At 64.7% G+C, this 16209-nt stretch carries 17 protein-coding genes; 14 read left to right on the top strand and 3 right to left on the bottom strand.

Going from position 1 to position 16209, the window contains the following annotated elements; all coding sequences use genetic code 11:
- Window positions 1–5 precede the first annotated feature (5 nt).
- Together OG716_RS41275 and OG716_RS41270 are read right to left on the bottom strand one after the other, a co-directional pair.
- Window positions 6–857 (bottom strand): hypothetical protein, encoded by an 852-nt coding sequence (locus OG716_RS41275; RefSeq protein WP_405135592.1) that lies wholly within the window; start codon window positions 855–857, stop codon window positions 6–8.
- Window positions 858–1373: 516 nt separating this feature from the next.
- Complete coding sequence (locus tag OG716_RS41270) at window positions 1374–1955, bottom strand: DUF4411 family protein (RefSeq protein WP_405135591.1); 582 nt, start codon at window positions 1953–1955, stop codon at window positions 1374–1376.
- 328 nt (window positions 1956–2283) lie between these two features.
- Here OG716_RS41270 and OG716_RS41265 point away from each other — a divergent pair, with 328 nt between their 5' ends.
- From OG716_RS41265 to OG716_RS41225, 9 genes are all read left to right on the top strand, one after another.
- Window positions 2284–3048, top strand: a complete 765-nt coding sequence (locus OG716_RS41265; RefSeq protein ID WP_405135590.1) for a hypothetical protein — start codon at window positions 2284–2286, stop codon at window positions 3046–3048.
- A 1010-nt stretch (window positions 3049–4058) separates the two neighbouring features.
- Window positions 4059–4670: an amidoligase family protein gene (locus tag OG716_RS41260; protein ID WP_405135588.1), complete on the top strand. Its 612-nt coding sequence runs from the start codon at window positions 4059–4061 to the stop codon at window positions 4668–4670.
- The gene (locus OG716_RS41255; RefSeq protein WP_405135587.1) at window positions 4658–5419 is read left to right on the top strand and encodes a class II glutamine amidotransferase; all 762 of its coding nucleotides are present in this window, start codon (window positions 4658–4660) and stop codon (window positions 5417–5419) included. Before OG716_RS41260 ends, OG716_RS41255 begins: the two co-directional genes overlap by 13 nt.
- Before the next feature lie 226 nt (window positions 5420–5645).
- Window positions 5646–6848, top strand: a complete 1203-nt coding sequence (locus OG716_RS41250) for a hypothetical protein (RefSeq protein ID WP_405135586.1) — start codon at window positions 5646–5648, stop codon at window positions 6846–6848.
- On the top strand, window positions 6836–7606 hold the full coding sequence (locus tag OG716_RS41245; RefSeq protein WP_405135585.1) for a class II glutamine amidotransferase: 771 nt from the start codon (window positions 6836–6838) through the stop codon (window positions 7604–7606). The genes OG716_RS41250 and OG716_RS41245 overlap by 13 nt, the downstream gene beginning before the upstream one ends.
- Before the next feature lie 160 nt (window positions 7607–7766).
- Window positions 7767–8264: a hypothetical protein gene (locus OG716_RS41240; RefSeq protein ID WP_405135584.1), complete on the top strand. Its 498-nt coding sequence runs from the start codon at window positions 7767–7769 to the stop codon at window positions 8262–8264.
- Complete coding sequence (locus OG716_RS41235; RefSeq protein ID WP_405135583.1) at window positions 8258–8476, top strand: hypothetical protein; 219 nt, start codon at window positions 8258–8260, stop codon at window positions 8474–8476. Before OG716_RS41240 ends, OG716_RS41235 begins: the two co-directional genes overlap by 7 nt.
- A gap of 45 nt (window positions 8477–8521) precedes the next feature.
- Window positions 8522–9211, top strand: a complete 690-nt coding sequence (locus OG716_RS41230) for a hypothetical protein (protein WP_405135582.1) — start codon at window positions 8522–8524, stop codon at window positions 9209–9211.
- Window positions 9208–10122, top strand: coding sequence for a bifunctional DNA primase/polymerase (locus tag OG716_RS41225; RefSeq protein WP_405135581.1), 915 nt, complete (start codon window positions 9208–9210; stop codon window positions 10120–10122). The genes OG716_RS41230 and OG716_RS41225 overlap by 4 nt, the downstream gene beginning before the upstream one ends.
- Before the next feature lie 42 nt (window positions 10123–10164).
- Here OG716_RS41225 and OG716_RS41220 read toward each other — a convergent pair whose 3' ends face one another.
- Entirely contained in the window at window positions 10165–10902 is a 738-nt protein-coding gene (locus OG716_RS41220; RefSeq protein WP_405135580.1) for a hypothetical protein, read from the bottom strand.
- A 245-nt stretch (window positions 10903–11147) separates the two neighbouring features.
- Here OG716_RS41220 and OG716_RS41215 point away from each other — a divergent pair, with 245 nt between their 5' ends.
- The 5 genes from OG716_RS41215 to OG716_RS41195 all read left to right on the top strand — a co-directional run bounded on the left by OG716_RS41215 (window position 11148) and on the right by OG716_RS41195 (window position 15933).
- Entirely contained in the window at window positions 11148–12275 is a 1128-nt protein-coding gene (locus OG716_RS41215) for a DUF4192 domain-containing protein (RefSeq protein ID WP_405135579.1), read from the top strand.
- Window positions 12272–13141: a DNA-processing protein DprA gene (gene dprA, locus OG716_RS41210; protein WP_405135577.1), complete on the top strand. Its 870-nt coding sequence runs from the start codon at window positions 12272–12274 to the stop codon at window positions 13139–13141. The genes OG716_RS41215 and dprA overlap by 4 nt, the downstream gene beginning before the upstream one ends.
- A gap of 105 nt (window positions 13142–13246) precedes the next feature.
- Window positions 13247–13486: a hypothetical protein gene (locus OG716_RS41205; RefSeq protein ID WP_405135576.1), complete on the top strand. Its 240-nt coding sequence runs from the start codon at window positions 13247–13249 to the stop codon at window positions 13484–13486.
- A gap of 88 nt (window positions 13487–13574) precedes the next feature.
- Complete coding sequence (locus OG716_RS41200; protein WP_405135575.1) at window positions 13575–15302, top strand: ParB/RepB/Spo0J family partition protein; 1728 nt, start codon at window positions 13575–13577, stop codon at window positions 15300–15302.
- Between the two features lie 106 nt (window positions 15303–15408).
- Entirely contained in the window at window positions 15409–15933 is a 525-nt protein-coding gene (locus OG716_RS41195; RefSeq protein ID WP_405135574.1) for a single-stranded DNA-binding protein, read from the top strand.
- The last annotated feature ends 276 nt before the right edge of the window (window positions 15934–16209 follow it).

Genomic DNA, 16209 nt, shown 5'->3' with positions numbered 1-16209 from the left:
GATGATCAGGCACCGAGCCCTCCATTACGGATCACTTCCCGAAGCCGATCGGCCGCTTCCCCCGCGGTGGATGCGGTGCTGGTATTGAGCAAGTCCCACAAAGTGATTGCGGCATCGGCGAGAAAGTGCCGCCCACGATAGCGGGCACCGAACGTGGCGGCAACGTGCGCGACCGTGGGGTCTTCGGGAACGACGATGATCATCGTTGCGTCCCTCGGCTCGGCCGGAGAGAACCCAACGACAGTGAAATCAATGATCTCGGGCAGGTACATGTACACGGTGGTGGGCAGCTGCCAGGGCGCGTAGGTGTCTGCGGCGAGATCGCCGGATACCACAGCGTCCAACTCCAACTCGTCGAGTAACTGCAGAGCGGTACTCGCTTGCGTTGCGGGATCGTCCAGGCCATACCAGAAACCGACAGTCCCCCCAGGGCCCGAATAGTCATGCACCCAAGACTCGAGTGCACCGTCGAGAGCGATCCAGCCATGCTCGTCGCGAGTCACGATGGACGAAAGCCTGCTCAGGGCAAGAGATATGGCCTGTTGACTGACACCGACCGCCGCCGCGAGTTCAGACTGCTGTAGTGGTCGGGAAGTCAAGGCCAGCACACGCAAGACCGCACTTCGGCTCCAGGCTGGTCTGCCGATACCGGGACGACGCCTTCGCTCTTCCGGCTGCAGCAGGACTTCCCCGCCGACGATCACCAGTTCGGGATCCTCGGTGACCAGATCAAAACCTCCGGCGACGGCAGCAGCAATGACGTCGGGTGCGGCCGACGGTGCCACGTACAGCATCCGTATGCCGTCGATCCCGCGGTTTGTCATGCTCGGAGAGAGCCGCTGCCGCACCGCCTTCATAACTACGCGGGTGGCAGGTAGGTCCCCCGGTATCCTCAACACCAGCTCGTTCCGCGTTCCCGCGACGACAGTAACTCCAGCTCGCCGCAGCAATGGCAGCAGCCGAGCAAGCATGTCGTGCCCCACTGCGGCCACTTCTTAACCTCCTGAAAGAACAATGTCAAACAAGCTTACAAGAGTTCATCACTACATGCTTGTTTGACATTGACTCGACAAGAGGGTATACGCTGCACGAAAACACCCCAACCAGCACTCACGGCGACGGACATGCCCAGACGCGAACATCACATCGTCGTTACCAGCGAACTCAGAGACCCTCCCGACTTGCGGAAACTCAGCCGGGCAATCATCAGCATTACCAAGGAGAAGACCGACGACATCCGCGCCGTCAACGACGGCCGAACCCGGCGTGGCTTGCCAACCCGAGCAGTCAGAGCACTAGCAGAAGCCGACAAACCCCCGCGCCAATCACTCCCGTCACACTGATAACAGCAATCGGATTCAGCCCCAAGGAGGCTATGGGGTTCGAATCGCCGCAGCGCAATTACTGCAGCTTGGGGCCGAATCATCATTCACGCAACAGAGCAGAAGGAGGGCGAAGCCCTCTGACCTGCACTTTCTCTCTGGGTGGGCACAGAGGGTTTCGAACCCCCGACCGCTGGTGTGTAAAACCGCGCCGACCCGTCCGGCGGGTACTGCGCCGTCCGCCCTGACCAGGTCAGAGGCTTTTTCGCGTCCGTCTGGTATCGCCCTGTCCGGCCCATATCGGCACGTATAGGAACACTGGAGGAACACTGGAGGAACAGCATGTAGGGCCTCTGAGCTGGTCATAGGCCCCGCTGTCCTAGAACGTCCAACCCTGCGCTTCGATGTAGCCCTGAGGACCGGAACGTTGAGCGCCTTGCACACGTCCGAAATCCTTGGCTTCGATATGTCTCCGGAAAGTGTCTCCTCAGACACAACAGTGCCATTTCGCGCCAATGCGAGTGCGATCATGAATGAATCTGCTCCGCTTCGTTTGCCGCCTCCCTTGACTAGATCGGGGTGCGCCCGAAGAACATTGACCGTTGCACGCTGAATATCCTCGATCGGGGGCAATGTCGCCGGGCGCCGTCACGCGCGCCTTGCCGGTCACGACGGCAAGGCCGGCGGCACCACCACCACCACTTACACCAAATCCAACGTCCAAGAGATCGCCGGCGCGCTCTCCGTCCTCACCGGAGAGCCCCATCCACTCGTCTCCGCAACGGCGAAGGGCCGCGAAATACCCACTTCCACACGATGATCGGGCCCCAAGCCAGAAGGCCATGTCCTGCCGTGCTGGGGAGGACGCAGTCGCGTGCCCTCGCCACCTCGTCGCAGCCAGCCTGGACTGGGACCACGACCGAGGCCGAGGAATAAGCCGGCAGACCCGAAGGAGCCGTTGATGACATCCGAGACTGACCACACAATTCCCGCTCGACAGCCGCGCCGCAACGGTGTTCGATGGAGCACACCATCGCACCACCGGGAACCAGCACAGGCGCTGTTGCGCGGCAACCTTCACCATCACGGCGCAACCGCAGTGGGACAGGATGCCATCGTGGGATACGACTTCAACTGCCCCACATGCCAACACGACGACCAGGTACAGAAAGTGCCTGCCATCCGGGCATCGGGAACAACGACGTACTACGGATCCGACTACTACTCCGGGGTCGGCATCGGCACCGGTGGTCTCGTCCCCGTATTCGGCTCCGCGACAGTTGAACGGACCCGCTCAACCAGGCTTGCGCAGTCGCTCGCACCGGAGCCAACACAGCGCCGTTCTGGCAAGTTGGTCCTGCTCGGCCTCGTACTGTCGATACCCGCGCTGTTCGCTGTCTTGTTCTCCATTCTCGCGATCCGTGAGCCAGATGGGGATGTCAGCTTCCCGATGCTTATCCTCGTTGGCTTCGGATTCTCATTGACAGTCGCAGCACCTGCACTCTTGCTGTTCACAGCGGCTGCGCGTCGAACCCGTCGCAATAATCGAATTCTGCGTGGCCGCTACGCCGCTCGAAGTGTGTGGAGCGCTGGCTGCTACTGCCATCGGTGTGGCTACTGCTTCTGGCCGTACCCCGTCGCTCCCGGAGTTCCAGCGCGGCAACCTCTTTCTCCCGAGAACTTCCGTTGGATCGTCTGGAGCGTAGGCGGCTACGCCAACCTCTAACGGCATTGGGGGATCCAGGCCGCACGACCGTGCCGGGTACGTCTGACAACATCGTGCACTCTCATTGAATCCCACGACTTTGGAATAGTTGCGCCGAAATTTCGGCGGCCCTATCCCTCCGTCACGAACGCCTGTCCAACAATTCGCAGCACCGAGCAGTGGGCACAAACTAGGCGACATTAGTTAGATCTGCGTGGCGTTGTAATCCCTCAGGTCGCCTGAGTAGCGATCTCCCCGAGGTCATATGCGTTGCACATGGTGAGAGTTTGACCGCAGGCTCGGCCTCTCTCCGATACCACTCCGCGGCAGACCGTACTTTCATTCCTTCTGCTCAGAATGCTCGATCCTTCTTCGCCGTGACGGAATTCCCTCCGTCGCGGCGTTTGTCGTTTCTCGACCCAGTGGAAGGCGATCCCGCTATGCCCGCACCTACTTCGCCGGCGCTGTCGTGCGCGGTGTGTCATTCCGTCGTTTCCGGTCGGCGACCGGAAACCTTAGATGCCGAGACAGTCTGCTCACCGTGCGTGTCCGTCTTGCCGCGCTGCGACCGGTGTCGCGAACCCAGTCGGCAGCTGGCAGTCACGGTCGAACTCGGGCGGTTGTGCCGCACGTGTGCACAGGGGTGGTCGGAATGCGCACGCTGCCGGTACCACGCGCCCACCACGTTTCGCACCGATACCAGTGCCCGTGTCTGCCCGCACTGCGTCAATCGGTTCTTCGATCGCTGCACGGTGTGCACTCTCTATACCGCCGATAGCCGCTACGTCTCTGGCGGCTTCCGCGTATGTTCGCGGTGCGCACAGAATTACCGCTCGTGTGCGGACTGCGGGACGCTCATGCCCGAGCACACCGACTGCGACAGCTGCGATTCCGGTGGTCGGGTCTGGAACTACAATTACAAGCCCGATCCGCGATTCTTCGGCCACGGCCCAGTGTTTCTCGGCTTGGAACTGGAAATCGTTGTCCCGCCCCATAATTACCAGGCGTGCGCGTCGACAGTCAGCGACCACGTGCGTGATTTGGCGTATCTCAAGTACGACTCGTCGATCGAGCCGCTGGGCTTCGAACTGGTCACCCATCCGATGGATTACCGGTTCGCGATGGAGCAGTTTCCCTGGCACCTGCTCGAGCGTCTGAGGAATCTCGGGTGCCGCTCGGATCAGAACGTCGGTATCCACGTACATGTCTCGCGTGACGGGTTCGACTCGGCCGCACACATCTACCGGTGGGCCAAACTGATCTACCGCAACGAACCGCAAACAGTCGCCCTGGCCCGGCGACGATCGACATACGCCGAGTTCTCTACCACCGCACGCGAGCGAGTCAAGCACACCGCCAAAAACGATATGCACCGATACGGGTTGAACCGGTACCAAGCCATCAATCCGCACCCACGCCAGAGCCTGGAATTGCGGGTCTTCGCCGGATCCCTTGATCTGCAACAGGTTCAAGCAGCATTAGCGTTCGCCGCGGCCACCGTCGAATACACCCGGACCCTCACCTCCACCGACGTCATCCAGCAGCACGGCTGGGACTGGAATCAGTTCACCGCGTGGGTGAACCAGCGCGAGGAATACGCGCCCCTGGCCGCGGAGATGGAGGTGCTCGCGTGTGCCTCCTGACCTTTCTGCCCAGCGGCGTCAACCCCGACATCGCGGCGCTGAGAAACGGCGCTCGCGTCAACAGGGACGGCCACGGGTTCGCCGTGGTCACCGACACCGGCATCCTGGTCGGCCGCGGCATGGACGCCGAGCAAGTAATCGATGACTTCAGTGCGGTCCGAAGCCGGAATCCGCACCACCCGGCGCTGTTTCACAGCCGCTACGCCACCCACGGCGCGGTCAGCATCGACAACTGCCACCCGTTCCGGCTCGGCCGCGACAATCGAACAGTACTGGCACACAACGGCATTCTCCCCCGCCGGGTACAGCCAGCACCGTACGACCCTCGTTCAGATACCCGGATCGCCGCCGAAACCTACCTTCCACGAAAACCTTTCGGCCCCTATGACACTATCCGTGGTCGGCGATGCCTCGAGTCGTGGCTCGGCACCAGCAAACTCGTTCTCCTGACCGTCGATCCGAGTTTCAACGAGAACGCGTATGTGTTCAACGAATCGGCAGGGATCTGGGAAGCCGGCATCTGGTACTCGAACCCCGGCTATCGACCTGACACGGGGTCGGGGCTACGGCGCTCACGCGCGTGGCTGTATGTGTGTGAAGCCTGCGGTGACGTCGACTTCAGCCGACGCGGCCGGTACTGCGGCCGCTGCGGCTGGTGTTTCCACTGCGCCAACATCTTTCCCCACTGCGATTGCGACCACCGCTCGAGCACGCCCGCTGCTGCGCTGCACCGCAACACCATCCGCTGATCCGCAGTCTTCAAGTTCTGCGGGGCGAGCACTTTATCCGCCCGGTCGCAGGTCCGTCCCGGTCCAGTCATATCCGCCTGATCGGCAGGCGTCGATTCACCCCTTCCTCCGTGCACGACGTGTGACGTGTTCGCGAGATTCGCACACCCCGAGTGCCATGCACGCCGAGCACTCGCCTTGCCGTCGATTCCGGCTGCCCTTCTTCATCGCCCAGAAAGGCCTCTCTATGCCCACTACGCTGACAGCACACATCCCCTGCGCCCGTTGCGCCGCAACGCTTCCCGACGATCCCCCTGGCCACGAGCGCGGTTCGCTGTGCGCGGCCTGCGAGAGTCTTCCGTTCTGCGACGACTGCGGTGACCGGGTCACTCAGATTCACACCACCGTCGATGACGGGACGTTGTGCACGGACTGTGCTGCGCGATGGCGCGAATGCGAATGCTGCGAGCTCTACACCTCTTCCGAGGACCGCACCGTCACCGACGGCGTCGTCTGCGACGGGTGCCGCGACTACCACTACTGGTGGTGCTCGGACTGCCGCTTATACGCCCGTTCCGTACGACTGCTCGACAACGATGAAAACGTCTGCGGCGACTGCGCGGACCAATACCGCGAATGCTTCGACTGCGATCGCCTCACCAGTAGCACCTACTGCTCCTATTGCGATGCCAACCAGCGCGATGACCGGATCTACGACTACACCTACAAACCCGACCCCGTCTTCCACGGCGAAGGCCCGGTCTACCTCGGGCTGGAACTCGAGGTCAAGACACCGAGCCGTGCCCTCGAGGACTGCGTCGATATCGCCACCGGCCATCTCGGGCGGATCGGCTACCTCAAAGAGGACGGATCCATCGGCTACGGCAACGGATTCGAACTGGTCACCCACCCGATGAGCTACACCTGGGCCATCGAGGAGTTCCCCTGGAATGTGTTGCGGGAGCTGCGTGTTCGTGGCGCCTACATCGACAACGAGGTCGGGATCCATGTCCACGTCTCCCGTGACGGGTTCGACTCCCCGGCCCACGTGTACAGGTGGATGAAATTCTTCTACCGCAACGAGTCTCACGCCGTGCGCCTGGCTCGCCGCCGCAGTGACGACTGGGCCAGCTTCACACCTGAAACTCGCGCTGGCATCGCCAAATTCGCCAAGGGTGAACGCTTCGGCTACGGCCGCTACCAGGCTATCAACGTTTATCCGCAAGAGACCTTCGAAGTGCGGATCTTCGCCAGTTCCCTGCACCGGCAACAGGTCCAAGCCGCGCTGGCTTTCGTCGCTGCGTCGGTGGAGTACACCCGCTCTCTCACCTCCGGTGACGTGGCACGTCGCCGCGGTTGGGAATGGACCGCGTTCGTCACCTGGGTGCGAGCGCACCCGATCTACCTGCCCTTGCTGGCGGAAATGGAGGCCCTCTCGTGTGCATCTTGAGCTTCTACAAACCCGGCGTCACCCCTGACCTCCAAACGCTGCGCGACGGGGCGGACGCGAACCCACACGGGCACGGCTACGCGATCGTGGCCGAGGACCGTATCCTCGTCGGCCGCGGGCTCGACGCCGACGCCGTGATCAACGAATTCGCTGGCGTGCGAGCAGTGTTCCCTGATACTCCGGCGTTGTTTCATTCCCGGTTCGCGACCCACGGATATGTCAGCGAGCAGAACTGTCATCCCTTCGCGTTCGGCGGGGATGAGCGAACGGTGCTGGCGCACAACGGGGTTCTGCCCGAGATAGTGCACCCCGGGGTCGATGATCCGCGTTCGGACACTCGGGTCGCTGCTGAGGATTTCCTTCCCCGGGAGCCGTTCGGGCCGATCGATTCCTGGACTGGCCGCACCGGGCTCGAGGACTGGCTGAACGGGGACAAGATGATCATCTTGACCGTCGACCCACGCTACAAGCACACCGCGTACCTGCTCAACGAACACCACGGGCACTGGTCCAGCGACGGGATCTGGTACTCCAACCACTCGTATCGGTGGCGTGCACCCGGCACCACAGCCAAGCCCGGTAGCTACCTCTACGACTACTGCGACTACTGCGGCCAATACGACATCGAACGTGCCGGACCGCACTGCATGGCGTGCGGGTTCTGTGAGGACTGCTGGCACGAATTCCCGCACTGCGACTGCGAATTCCTCGCCGGCACCGATCGCTACGCCGACCTCACATACTTCGACGCCGCCTGACCGTGCCAGCCCGGAACGCTCCCTCACCGACCACACCGACCGAGAGTCGCGGCCACGCATCGACAGAACGGAGTTCCCCGCGTGATTGTCTCGTCCATTCCATTGAACTCGTACCGGCGCAGCGGTTCTCAGCTGCCCAACCATGGTGGCGGTGATATCGGTGGTCACTGACCTGCACAGCCATACCGCCCGACTGCGCATCATGCCCTGCTGCGAGGATGCGATCCCCGAGGCCCCCTCGGGCGGCGTGCTCGTCGTCGGCTATCGCGCCAGCTTCGCCACCGCACCCGACGGCGGAACACCGGTAGCAGCCTTCGCCGCGATCAACCCAGCAGCGACCGCCACCTCGACCGCACCACGCATGGCATTGATCTCGGTCGAACGCGCCACCCGCATCCTCGGCACACACGCCGATGACAGCAGCGAAATCCGCTGGGAAGAAAACCATTTCGCAGCCTTCGGCGATTCCGGGATTCAGTGGCACCTACTGCCTGTCGATGCTTGCCCCGAACGGGGTTTCGTCATCGCGTCCGGGGCGTGGAGTGCCAGCGGCTACCAGGCGGTGCTGACACGGTCGGTGAGCGCCGAGGTCCCTTTCGCACCGACCGTGGTCGCGGTGCACAACGCCAACCCGCACACCGGGCACACACGGTGGTGATCACCGACGCCAAGGCTCTGCTGGCGTGGATCGAGGCGTCCCTGCCCGAGGTCGCCCCTGCGGCGTTCGGTCCCTGGCTCGCGGAACCGGCGGGCCCGGGCGCCGTCTCGGCGGTGGTGCACATCCGAGTCGAGTCCGCGGCCCGGCCGGCGCGCTCGATCGTCGTGGTCTTGTCCGCGCACCCGATCACTGTCAACGACTCCGCGTCCTGACCCCGTTGCTTCTGCGAGCAATCACCCTGTTCCGAGGAGAGAGCTGTGAATTCCGATGCGTCGTCGGGGAATTCGTCCCGACCGCCCGTCCTGGCCGACCTGCACAACGCGCCGACCGCGCAAGGTTTGACCATCCCGTATCTGACGCTGTGTCACCGCGGACGCCGCTCACCGGTCTGGGGCGCGATCGACCCCGAACGCTACGCAGTAGTGCTCGGGCTGCGGTTGTGCCAAGTCTGCGGAGAGGAGCTCGGGAAGGGCGAAGGGCCCGGCAACCGGGTCGTGGTCTTCATCCGGCCGCAGGACTGGCTCCGTGGCATCGCACCCGAGCCAGGGCTGCACCCCTCGTGCGCCGCCTACTCGACACACGGATGCCCGATGCTGGGCGGGCGCATGCCGACCTACCGATCCAATGCCGTGGCCGCGCGCATCACCCCGTGCGATGACCCAGGTTGCGAGTGCCGCCAATGGACCATGCCCGATCCCGAGTCCGCAGAAGCCCAACGTGCGGGCAAACCCGCCGACCCGTGGTATTCCGCGTTGATCGACGCATGCGACTACGAGATCATCCATTCCGACGGCGACGGGTCCAGTCCCTCCGGGTACGGTGTCCGCCTGCGCAAGGTGCCGATCCTGCGACTACGGAAAGTACGCGGCGCTCCCGACAATGAGCCGACGGTGCTCGACATGGTGGCAGCGGCGCTGGATCTCCACCGGCTCGCCGACGGTCTATGACCCGGGCACGATCGGCGGACGCCCGCAGCGGGCACCGGGCTTCCCGACAACCGGCGGGAATGCTGCCCGCTGCGTTGGCCAACGCCGAACGCGGCTTCCACATATTTCCTCTGCACACCTACTCCAAGGTTCCCGCGATCACCGACTGGGAGAACGAGGCATCGCGGGACCCCGACCGGATCCGTGCGTGGTGGACTCGCGGCCCGGCCCTGAACGTCGCGGTCGCCTGCGGGCCGAGCCGGTTGCTCGTGCTCGACCTGGATGCTGCGTCCCGGCATGCGGAGACAGAACCGCGCACGGCCCGCGAGGGGCGAGACTCGCTCGCAGAGTTGGCAGTTCGACACAGGCAGTCAATACCGGTGCCGACTTTCTGTGTGGCGACGCCCTCGGGCGGCTACCACTTGTATTACCGAGCCGATCGATTTCCGCAGTTACGCAACACGATCGGTCTTCTCGGACAGCGGCTCGATACCCGGGCAGGCGGTGGCTACGTTGTCGCGGCCGGCTCGCGGCTGCGGCACGGTCACTACCAGGTGCTCGATCCACGAGAGCCCATCGGCTTGCCCGGATGGCTCGCAGCGCTGATGACACCGTCACCGCCGACCGAGCCGATTCGCGGCGAGAACCGGCCACACCATCCCGATGCCTATGTACGGGCCGCGTTGGCCAATCAAGCCGCCCGGGTGCGCGCAGCCTCGCCGGGGACACGGCATCGGACGCTGCTGCTGGCGGCCAACAGCCTGGGAAGGCTTGTCGGACAGGGCATCCTCGCCCGGCACGACGCCCAGGCCGCCCTCTACGACGCAGCCGCAACCCACATCGGCATCGAACGGTTCACCCACGCCGAGGCCGAGCGCACCATCACTGACGGCTTGGACTACGCCGCGCAGCGAATCGCCTCCCTTGCCTGAAGTACCGCGTGGCCAGTTCGAGCTCCGCGATGACACGCACGATCACGGAGCCTCGGAAGGCTTTTCGGCTTTCCGGCGCTGCTCCCGGGTGTCGGTGTCGGTGTCGGTGTGAGCGGTCCGCGGCGAGGTCACACCCGCAGAGTTCGTTGCCGCACTGGAATCAATGCCGCGGGTGGGGGCTGGGTTCGCGTTGGCGGGCAGGGCTGCGGCGCCCCGGGGCCCGCTGGGGGTTTCCTCTCTGTCTGGGGCCGGGTCGGAGGCGTTACCGACCAGGGCGTTGTTCGTGGACGGGTGTCGAGCTGGTGGGACCGTAGTGGCGGCCAGCGGATCCGCAGTGTTCACGTTTGTCGATGGTGTCCTGCGTCTGGACTTGCGTGAGGTGCTCGCGCGGGCACCGCCGAGAAGTTGGCGAGCGCGTTTGACCGTGATTTCGAGCAGGTCGGCGACTTCCTCGTCGGTGGGCACTTGCGCGCGCACCACCGCTGCGGCTGCGGCTTGTTCGTCTTCGTGGGTCGCGATCTCGGCCGCCGCATCAGCGATCACAGCAGCGATCTGCGTTTGCAACCGCTCGACTTCACTATCGCGGCGCTGCTGTGCGTGGGTGATCGCGTTCCAAGCACCGAGGTACTCACCCACCGCGCCGGTGATGGTCTTCTCCCGCTCGGTGGCCGCAGCGCGGCGTTGCAGGCTGCGCTGACGCGAGCGTTGCAGGCGTGCAACAAGTTCCGGTGACTCCGGGACACGAGAGCGAGCCCGACGCGGGCGAGGATCTTCGGTCATCACTGACAACTCCTGACAGGTACACGACAACCCAGCCAGTCCCTCGCGCACCCCACGCTACCGACCACCGGCCACACACTGCGAGACCTTCGCCAATTCGTTGCACACGCCCGCCGCCACCGGCGGTGAGCACACAGCGCCGCACCAGCGGAGCACTCAGGTGCCCGCTCTACACGCGTGTCGCCGAGCGATCCCGACCCGCCGACCGAAATCTTCTCGCCGCCACACGATTAGGAGTTCCCTGCATGCCCTCGCCGTCGCCTATCGTCGATCCCGCTGACCTGATCGCTTCTGTTCCCGCCATGCTCGAATTCATCCCGAACCGGTCACTGGTCCTGGTGTTCTTGAAACGCGAAACCGGTTGTGACCGAGCGCTGTCGGTACCGCTCGCAGTGCGCACAGCGTCTCCGCTCGAGCAGGAGCGGCTCTCCGACACCGAGATCGCGCACCTCACGGCACGGATGTGTACCCAGGCGGACGCGTCCGCCGTGCTGGCGGTCCTGGTCGATGACCGCCAGGCTCGACCTGCCGTACCGGTCACCACCGATGACCGGTACGGGTCTGTCCTCGAGGCCCTGGATACGCATCTCGAGTCGATGGGCCTGAAACTCGGCGGCGCCTGGAGTGCGCGTTTCATCGCTACGGACGCCGCATGGTGGAACCCCTTCGACCCCCGACAGCACGGGCGCCTCCCGAACCCAGCTAGGTCACCGATCGCGCTACGACACAAGGCTATTGGTCGGCCTGTCCACCGCTCGCGCGAGGAACTCGCCGCTTTCGTGGATATCGATCTGGCGCTGCGTGATCGCGTCACCGCACTGCTGCCCGACGCCGCCGCGGACGCGCAGCGGCGGTTGGCCCGCACGGTGCGCATCGGCGACCCCGATTCCTACACCCGCCAAGCGGTGTGGCAGGTGATGCAGACCATCAAAGGCTTCTCCGCCAACTCCGTCCCCGCACCGCGGGAATTGGCGAACGTGGCTGTCGCCTTGCGCGACACGGACGTACGCGACGTCATGTTCGGCGTCGCCGCCGGTGTCCACGCCGACCGCGCCGAACAACTCTGGACGATTCTCACACGCGCGCTACCGGACCCGGACCGCGCCGAAGTGGCCACCCTGCTGGGCTTCAGTGCCTACCTGCGCGGCGACGGAACCCTCGCAGCAATCGCGATACAGGCCGCGCTCGATTCGGACCCCGAACACCGCATGGCGCAGCTACTCGACATCGCCCTCTCAACCGCCATGCCGCCCCACCGACTCCACCGCATATCCGACGCCGCGATCGAGACCGCCGCGGCGCTGCGCATCGATCTCGGTGCCACAGAACCCCATTCACACACCAAGTCACACGTCAAGGAGCTTCGATCATGACCAATCCCGACGAGCGCCTGCTGGCCTGGGCACTGCTCTCACGGGCAGCCCTGGCTTCCCCGGACACGGTGCGCACCCTGCTCGCGGCGCACGGACCGCTCGGCGCGGCCGAACGCATCACCGCGGAAGGAGTGCACTCCCGGTTCGGACCGCAGACCCGGGTCATGGCCGAAAATGACCTCGAGCGGGCGGACCGCGTCGGGGCACGGCTGCTGACCAGGGATGATCCGGGCTGGCCACTCGCACTCGCCGACCTCGACACCATCGACGCATCCACCCCGATCGCATTGTGGACCCGCGGACCAGCGCAGCTGAACGTGCTCACCGAACAGGCTGTGGCCATCGTCGGGGCACGCGCGAGCACCCCATATGGCGAGAAGGTCAGCAGATACGTCGGCATGGACCTCGCCGCACAAGGCTGGACCATCGTCAGTGGCGGCGCGTTCGGTATCGACGCGACTGCTCATGCGGCCGCTCTCGAGGCCGGGCAGCCCACCGTGGCGGTCCTGCCGTGCGGACTGCACCGGCGCTTCCCGCAGGGCAACGCCGGGTTGCTCGCCGAGGTCGAGAAGACCGGGCTGCTGGTGAGTGAATACCCTCCGGGTGTCGAGCCCAACCGCAACCTTTTCCTCGGGCGCAACCGCATAGTGGCCGCTCTGGCGACGGGAATTGTGGTGTGCGAGTCCGGGATCCGTAGTGGTACCGCGAACACCGTGCGCTGGGGCAACAAACTCAGGCGCCCCGTCATGGCCGTACCCGGGCCGGTCGACTCAGCCGCTTCCAGCGGCTGCCACCAGTTCATCCGCACCGGTCACGCGCGGCTGGTCACCAACGCCCACGACGTCCTGGACCTACTCAAACACTGATCCCGATACCTCGCGTTGGTGCTGCGACTCGCGCGCAGCCACCGCAGTCCGGCGTCACCACACACCCTTCCCGCTGCCGATTGTCAACATCCTCGGAGGTCATTCATGTCCGTCAAATCCTTTGCTGTCAACAGCATCTCGCGTGGTGAGTACGAACAGCTTGTGCATCGTGGCCGTGCCGGAATCGTGCCGGCGATCGAGTCCGCCCCGGTACTGGATCGGTGGCGCGCCGAGCACCCCGACTGGCGTGGCCGGCACTGGAGGTTCATCGCCGACGACCGCGACGTGCTGCGGCTGCGCCCGCTCAACGTCGCCCGCGCCGAGCGCCGCCCGATCGCCGCCTGACACACACCACCCATCTGCCATCTCTGCCTGTGGGGCCCGATACGCCGCGGCGTATCGGGTCCCAGTCCTGTACCTGGAGGTCTGTCCCGTGGAATCTGATCCCGCCCCCACTGCCGTAGCGGTTCTCGACGCCGACATCGTCGAGCCTGCCGAAATCGTTGTCGCTCCCACGGCCTTCGACATCGGGCCGGACTCCGCCCCGGAGCCGTTGCCGAATGTCGAAGCGCTGTGGCGCAGCCCGACCGAGTTGGTGATCGCCGAGAACGTCCGTAAAACCTTCGATCTCGACGCTCATCCCGACGTGCGGGATTCCATCAAGGAGTTCGGCGTCAGCATTCCGATCCTCGCCGAGCGTCAGCCCGACGGCAGTCTGCATGTCACCGAAGGCCAACTGCGCGCACTCATCGCCGCCGATGTCGGCACCAAGAAGGTTCCGGTGTGGGTGACCGACGCCGACCCGACCATTCCGGAGAACGAGCGCCGCATCTCCAGGACGTTGATGCAGATGAACGTCAACGACCGCCGCGTGCCCATGGTCGAAGCCGACCGCGCCGACGGCATCGCCTTGATGCTCGATCTCGGTGCGTCGGTGACCCGGGTCGCGAAAGGCTTGCAGCGCAAACGCTCCGAGGTCAAGCACAATGCCGCGATCGCCGCGTCGCCAACCGCGCGCGGACTCGTCGACTCGAGTTCCTACAGTCTCGATCAGCTCGCGGTCATCGCCGAATACGAAACCCTCGGCGACACCGAAGCAGTCGAGTACCTCGTGCAGGTGCCACGGTCGAGCTTCAGCTACCGGGCCAAGCAGATCGCCGCCGACCGCCGCGAAACCCGCACTCGCCTCGAGGCATCCCTGTTGTACGCGGCCCTGGGATTCGGTGTCCTCACCGCTGAACCCGACACCAGCTCGACCGAGCCGCAGATCCTTCCGGCAGAGCTGCTCGAGACCGTCGATTCCAGGCCGGTCACCGAAGACCTGATCGCCGCGTACGCGCACCGATGGCTGGTGTATGTCGATGTGGAGGAGAACGGGCAACTCCTCGACACCCTCACCGGCGAACTCGTCGACCCCGACCACGTCGACTGGGACACCCAGGACAACACCGCATCCCAGCCCGCCCGGGGACGCCGTCACGCTGATTCGGTCGAATACCGCGACCGCTGGATTCCCCTGTACTTTCTTGCTGCCGACCACCTTGCCGAGTCCGGGTTGCGTATGCGCACTTTCTCCCAGAACAACGCGGCAGCGGGCAGCGAGCGTGCCGAGCAACTGCATGCCGAGGCCGCGAAGGCCGCCGCGGACAGGGACGCGGCCCGTTTGGAACGGCGGCGGGTGCGGGAGCTCAACAAGCGTGGTCTCGCGGCCAAGGAGCGGCGCGAGGAATTCCTGGGCCGGTTGCTGTCTCGGCGTACCCCGCCGCCACAGGCCGGTCAGTTCGTCGCCGAATCCCTGGCCTGGGAGTCGGACCTGCTGGGGTCCTTCCACGCGCCCAAGACCGCACTGAACCTGCTCGGGGTGTCCGGATTCACCACCGAGTTGGTCGCTTCGATCCAGTCCGCGACAGCGAGCCGGTCGTGGGTGATCGTGCTCGGCATGGTGCTCGGCGCGTTCGAATCCCGTGCTGGTAAGGACTCCTGGCGCTACAACGACCGCGGCCTGCAGCGGTATCTGCGATTCCTCGCCACCGTCGGCGAACAGCTCGAGTTCGAGCTCGTCGATGTCGAGCAAGCCGCCGCCGGGCTCATCGATTTTCACGACATCGACATCGACGCCGATGTCAATCTCGACGCTGCCGCCCCCGCCGCCGCTGCCTGACCCACCGATATGCCGCGCATCCGAACCGATTTCTGGGCGCGGTCCATCGCTGATCCCGGCCGACAGCGTCGGCGTATCAACTGTTTTCGAGGAAGGGAGCCGAATTATGGCTCAGGACACCGTCATTACGGTTATCGGGAATTTGACCGGTGACCCCGAGTTACGATTCACCCCCGCAGGAGAGGCGGTCACCAATTTCACCGTCGCTTCCACACCCCGCTACTTCGACCGGAAGACCGGCGAGTGGCGCGATAGCGAAGCATTGTTCATGCGCTGCGGTATTTGGCGACAAGCCGCCGAAAACCTTGCCGAAAGCCTGACCCGCGGCGCACGGGTCATCGTCTCCGGACGATTGAAGCAACGCTCCTACGAAACCCGAGAAGGCGAGAAACGCACCGTCGTCGAACTCGACGTCGAGGAGGTCGGCCCCTCGCTACGATACGCCACCGCGAAGGTCACGAAGAACCAGACGGGCAAGGGCACTGTACCGGCACGACGTGCCGCAGCCGGGAACGGGTTCGGTCAGCCCGCCGACGGTGCCGATCAGCCCGCCGGGGGTCAAGACCCGTGGCGTGCACCGGTACTCGCGGTGGTCGGGTCGAACAGTTTCACCGACGATCCCGCGTTCTGAATCCCCTGCCCACCGTCCTTACCCGACTGGCCGCACCGGCCAGTCAGGGGGCGGCTGGGTGGATGTCCTGCTGGTCTGCACGACCAGCTGTCGCAGGAGCTACCGGCACAGACCACGCCCGCCCGAAGCGGCCGCCGAGGCCACCAAAACCCCTTGTTCGAAGGACACAATCATCTTGTCCCACACCACCAGTGCGGCCGCAACCTGTCCCCGATGCCATTCCGCTCCCGCTGACACCCCGACGAAGCGTCGTCCTGATCTGCTCTGTCGAGAATG

It is taken from the genome of Nocardia sp. NBC_01388 (genome assembly GCF_045040085.1).
Taxonomy (GTDB): domain Bacteria; phylum Actinomycetota; class Actinomycetes; order Mycobacteriales; family Mycobacteriaceae; genus Nocardia.
This window is presented reverse-complemented; position numbering and strand designations above follow the sequence as displayed.

What these genes read in the sequence shown, in the direction of transcription:
- OG716_RS41225 (WP_405135581.1), top strand. Translation starts at nt 9,208, where the DNA reads ATGACCCGGGCACGATCGGCGGACGCCCGCAGCGGGCACCGGGCTTCC.
- OG716_RS41215 (WP_405135579.1), top strand. Translation starts at nt 11,148, where the DNA reads ATGCCCTCGCCGTCGCCTATCGTCGATCCCGCTGACCTGATCGCTTCT.
- OG716_RS41220 (WP_405135580.1), bottom strand. Translation starts at nt 10,902, where the DNA reads ATGACCGAAGATCCTCGCCCGCGTCGGGCTCGCTCTCGTGTCCCGGAG.
- OG716_RS41205 (WP_405135576.1), top strand. Translation starts at nt 13,247, where the DNA reads ATGTCCGTCAAATCCTTTGCTGTCAACAGCATCTCGCGTGGTGAGTAC.
- OG716_RS41250 (WP_405135586.1), top strand. Translation starts at nt 5,646, where the DNA reads ATGCCCACTACGCTGACAGCACACATCCCCTGCGCCCGTTGCGCCGCA.
- OG716_RS41195 (WP_405135574.1), top strand. Translation starts at nt 15,409, where the DNA reads ATGGCTCAGGACACCGTCATTACGGTTATCGGGAATTTGACCGGTGAC.
- dprA (WP_405135577.1), top strand. Translation starts at nt 12,272, where the DNA reads ATGACCAATCCCGACGAGCGCCTGCTGGCCTGGGCACTGCTCTCACGG.
- OG716_RS41275 (WP_405135592.1), bottom strand. Translation starts at nt 857, where the DNA reads ATGAAGGCGGTGCGGCAGCGGCTCTCTCCGAGCATGACAAACCGCGGG.
- OG716_RS41265 (WP_405135590.1), top strand. Translation starts at nt 2,284, where the DNA reads ATGACATCCGAGACTGACCACACAATTCCCGCTCGACAGCCGCGCCGC.